The 4536-nt window shown below is 31.0% G+C and carries 5 protein-coding genes; all 5 read right to left on the reverse strand.

All coding sequences use genetic code 11. The features are described from left to right. Positions 1 to 1038 (reverse strand): sensor histidine kinase (locus CN514_RS03450; RefSeq protein ID WP_098231396.1); only part of this gene is annotated, 1038 nt, incomplete at its 3' end. After that, positions 1035 to 1709, reverse strand: a complete 675-nt coding sequence (locus tag CN514_RS03455) for a response regulator transcription factor (protein ID WP_098231397.1) — start codon at positions 1707 to 1709, stop codon at positions 1035 to 1037. The genes CN514_RS03450 and CN514_RS03455, both read right to left, overlap by 4 nt. Further along, complete coding sequence (locus CN514_RS03460) at positions 1702 to 2688, reverse strand: YncE family protein (RefSeq protein WP_098231398.1); 987 nt, start codon at positions 2686 to 2688, stop codon at positions 1702 to 1704. Before CN514_RS03460 ends, CN514_RS03455 begins: the two co-directional genes overlap by 8 nt. A 95-nt stretch (positions 2689 to 2783) precedes the next feature. Continuing rightward, positions 2784 to 3530, reverse strand: coding sequence for a FixH family protein (locus CN514_RS03465; RefSeq protein ID WP_098231399.1), 747 nt, complete (start codon positions 3528 to 3530; stop codon positions 2784 to 2786). Between the two features lie 214 nt (positions 3531 to 3744). Further along, positions 3745 to 3927, reverse strand: a complete 183-nt coding sequence (locus CN514_RS03470; protein ID WP_069034802.1) for a hypothetical protein — start codon at positions 3925 to 3927, stop codon at positions 3745 to 3747. Between the last annotated feature and the right edge of the window lie 609 nt (positions 3928 to 4536).

The raw sequence follows: 4536 nt of genomic DNA on the forward strand, positions 1-4536 counted from the left end.
GTTCTTTTGAATTTTAATATTACGTTTAATAAGGATCTGAGAATATGTTTCGATTGCATCTTCAATTAACTGAGCAATTACGTTAGGTTCTTGACTAAGTGGAAATTGCTGACCATCTAATGTGGCCAAGTCAAGTAAATCTCTAACTAATCTTTGCATCCGACTAGCCTCTTTCTGAATGATACCAACATATTTTAGTTGTTGTTCTTGTTTTATTACACCATCTAAAATTGCTTCACTATATCCTTTTACATAACTTAATGGCGTTCTTAATTCATGAGAAACATTGGCTAAAAACTCTTTTCTATTTTCATCTTCTTTTTGTAAGGAATCAGACATCGAGTTAAACGCAGTAGCTAGTTTTCCTATTTCATCACCACTATTGTAGTTTATCCGTTCAGTGTAATCACCATTTGCCATTTTATAAGATATTTGCTCCATTCTTGATAAAGGCTTAATCATTTGTTTTATTATACTTCTGCCAATTAAAAGAATAATGAAAGCAAATAACAATGTACTAATCGTAAAGATCCATTTTGATTGTTGAATTAATTCAGTAACACTCCTTAAAGGTAAGTGTAAGTATATAATCCCTTCAAGTTTTTCTTTTTTTACAACTGGAACAACAACACCGATTATTTGATGCTTAAATCTTTTTTCAAATCCTGTCTTCGTAATCACTTTTCCTTTTAATAAAGTTTCACGATCATCTTCAGTAATGAAAGATTCGTGGCTTACATTATAGGGGATACATGCACTTAAATCTCTAGGATTACTAATAAATAAAACATTAGCATTTGAAACAGCATCAAATTTTGAGACAAATTCTGAAAAGTCATTAACATTATTCGTTTTATGATAATGTTTTACTAAACTTGTACCTTCTTGGATTAAAGTGGAACGAACATATGAAACATATAATTGCTTATAAGCAAACTGAAACATTAAAAAGAAAAAGATTGTTGTACAAATTACGATTAAACAAATCGTTAACCAAAGTTTTTGTAAAAACGATAACGAATGGAGTAATTTCCTCATCCATTTATCCCAAATTTATACCCTACACCCCAAACCGTAGAAATATAATCTGCATCCTGTCCTAATTTAATTCTTAATGTTTTTATATGTGTATCAACTGTTCTAGCTGTACCAAAATAATCGAACCCCCAAACCCTTTCTAAAATTTGTTCACGGCTAAAAACATGGTCTTGGTGCTTACAGAAGAAGAGGAGCAAATCATATTCTTTTAATGTAAGTGATAAAGGTTTGTCCGATACAAAAGCATTCCTAGACTTTTCATTTATTTTGATGTGGCCAATCTGTAAAACGGAAGCATCCGAATTTTTCGTTCTTCTTAAAACTGCATCTACTCTTGCAATTAATTCTCCAGGACTAAATGGTTTTACGATATAATCATCCGCTCCCATTTTTAATCCATTTACCTTATCCCACTCTTCACCTTTTGCAGTCAAGAAAATCACAGGTACATTTGATGTTTCTCTAATCCTTTTACAAAGGGTCCATCCATCCATTATCGGCATCATTATATCTAAAATTAATAAATCATAGTTTGATTCACTTATTTTTGACAATGCACTCTCACCATTGTTTGCTTCGTCCCAACTATATCCACTATTTTCTAAATACATTCCAACCAATTGGCAAATTTCTTGTTCATCATCAACAATTAATATCTTTCTTTCAATCATGACGAATGCCCTCTCTTAACAATAATTGAAAAGGTCCTCTTCCTACTGCAACTTCTTTTTCAATTTTCATCGTTGTCGTATTTATTTGGTACAACTTGTTTAAATCATAGCTAGTTACATACGCGGTATGTTTAAAACCAATAGCCGTATATGGATTCGATCCAACTTCAATAAACTTAGTCTGATTAACTACATTCGGATTTAGCTTATAAATTTGATTTGTTCCATGTGCGATCGTAAACAATCCATCTTCATTTTGAAAAAACGAAATAGGCATTAATGGCGTATGAAGAGACTTTTGTTGCTTACCAGTAATAGTTGAAAATACTTTTACGTCCTCGTTTTCCACTTCACCATTTCCGTGACCTCCAACAAATAGTTCAGATGAATCTTTGTTTAAAATTAAGCCTACAGATGTGTACGGCACTTCAATCGTTTGTTCAATTTTAAAACGATCCAAGTTAATACCAATCACTTTTCTCTCGTTAAACAAGCTAACATATAGTTTATGATGAATCGTATCTTCAACCATCGAAATTGGATTTCTACCTATTTTAATTTTTTTAAGAACCTTACCCTTACGATTTAAAAATGTAATGTTATTCTTTTTTCCATTCGTTACAGCAATCACCTGATTACTTTTCAAATAAATTATATTGGTAATTCCAGTACCAACGTTCCAACTATCGAAATGTTCCCCTGTTGAAAGATGATAAATATCTATTTTTGGATTTGTTGGATGATATAAGGCAATATCTTCTCCGTCTTGTAATAATACTGCTCCACTAATATCTCTATTTAAATTCCAATCTGTTACTTTATGTAAGTCATCTAAATTTAGGAACGTTAAGCTTCCCACTTTTTTATTTACTGAAATAAGGACATTTTCCGAATCCTTAATATGTGACATATTATTTGGCATACAGCCAGTACAAAATAAGAAAAGTAAAATCGTGCTGAAGATCGAAATCTTTCTCAAAATATTCACCCCCATTAAAGCGATATCAGTCAGTAGCTCTTGACTTCAAGCTTTTATATAAAAGAGGCTATCCATAGGATAGCCTTCATTATTATTTAATTTACTGTGACTTCTTTTTCAGTATGGTCGTGTAGTTCTTCTTTTTCAACATGAACCTTTACTGTATTTGTTCCTTTTTCTTTAAAAGTATACTTAACTTCATATTCACCTGGTGCAACTTCTTTTGCATCAGTATAGCCATGCTTTCCTTGCTCATCTTTCCATGTTTCAATTCGCACGTTCGCTTTTTCAAACGGTTTTCCATCATTCGTCATAAGATGAATCGTAAAGAGATTTTCTTTATTTGCATCAATATTTTCAGTGCCCATTAAATGAATCATTACATCTCCATGATGATCGTTTCCAATGTGAGTTTCATGCTCACTCTTTTCACCATTACTATTACTAGTTGAGGAAGTAGTTTGAACTTTAAAATCCTTTTTAGGCATTGAATGTTGATCCCTAGCAGTAACATGGGCAATTACATAGTAATCACCTGGATCAGTAAATTTGTATGTAGCTGAATAAATACCATCGGCACCATTTTTTGCATCAAGCATGGCAATACTATCTTCACCATTTTTACCAATTTCAAATTGAACTTCATCAGCGTCAGAAACAGCTTTATTATTTTGACTAACTTCAGCACGTATTGTAATTTCTTTATTTAAATTAATATCGGATGTCGGCAGAAGTATATTTACATCAACCGGTTTTTCAACTACGGGTTCCTTCTTCTTCTCATTAGAACAACCTGCAGTAATCATAATGCTTACAATTAATAGACTTAATAATTTTTTCATATGTATTACCTCCTAAGATTCTGCTAAATTTAAACAGATCTTAAATTTCAGATCGATAAAGTTAATGTTTTAAACGCGCTTTGTTGAGCAGATTTGAGATAGTCTATGTAGCTAATAAATTCACAAAAATAAATCTATCACAGATATGTGATAAAAATGTGATGTAAATCAAAAAAAAGAGACCTTCCTTAGTAAGTCCCCATTTTGAATTATTTTATTCACGTAATGATTTTTTTTCTTTTGATTCCATTAATTCTGTTATACGCTTTTCTTCTTTCAGCGATGCCTTTTTAATTAAGTAAAAAGTAATAAATGCACCAATCATAAAAATGATTAATGAAATAACGGCAGGTATATACTCTGTTTTATCTTCAGGAAAATATAAAAACTCCATCATAGTCCCATCACTCCCACTGCCAATTATACAAAGTATTCTAAAATAATCAAAGTAAAATGAGTATTGACCATAAGATTTTTCTTTGTAGTGATTCTCAATTTTATTAATTAAATGATAAATGAAATTCAAGAACGAGTTAACCCCATAATTTGCACTTATAAAATATGTCAGTTAATTAGGATATTAACTGCAGAATCCCTCTTTCAACAAAATAAAATAATTAATAGGGAAAACGGACATTAAATGTACATTTATTTAATGATGAAATTATCATTTTTTGGATGAATCTATTAATGGTTTTAAATGTTAATATGTTTTAGTAATTTCGTGATTCCAATAATACTAGTAATAATTTTTTCAGAAGTTAAAAATATTATGAGCTTATTTTTAGTAAAACAAATTCAATTGATTAGTTTAATTATTACTCACAATATTAATTGACCTACAAGCTAATTAATATACAACTGTTAGGATACTCGAAGTAAAGGCTATTTGATTAGGTTTTATTGCAGACTTTTTTTGATGAATAAGTTGATTGGAACGAAAGGGGTGCTCGACTCCTATGGGATAAGCGGGAAGGCTGAGACCCCGCAGGCTTGCCGAGGAGGC

It is taken from the genome of Bacillus sp. AFS001701 (assembly GCF_002559405.1).
In the GTDB taxonomy this organism is placed as follows: Bacteria; Bacillota; Bacilli; order Bacillales; family Bacillaceae_G; genus Gottfriedia.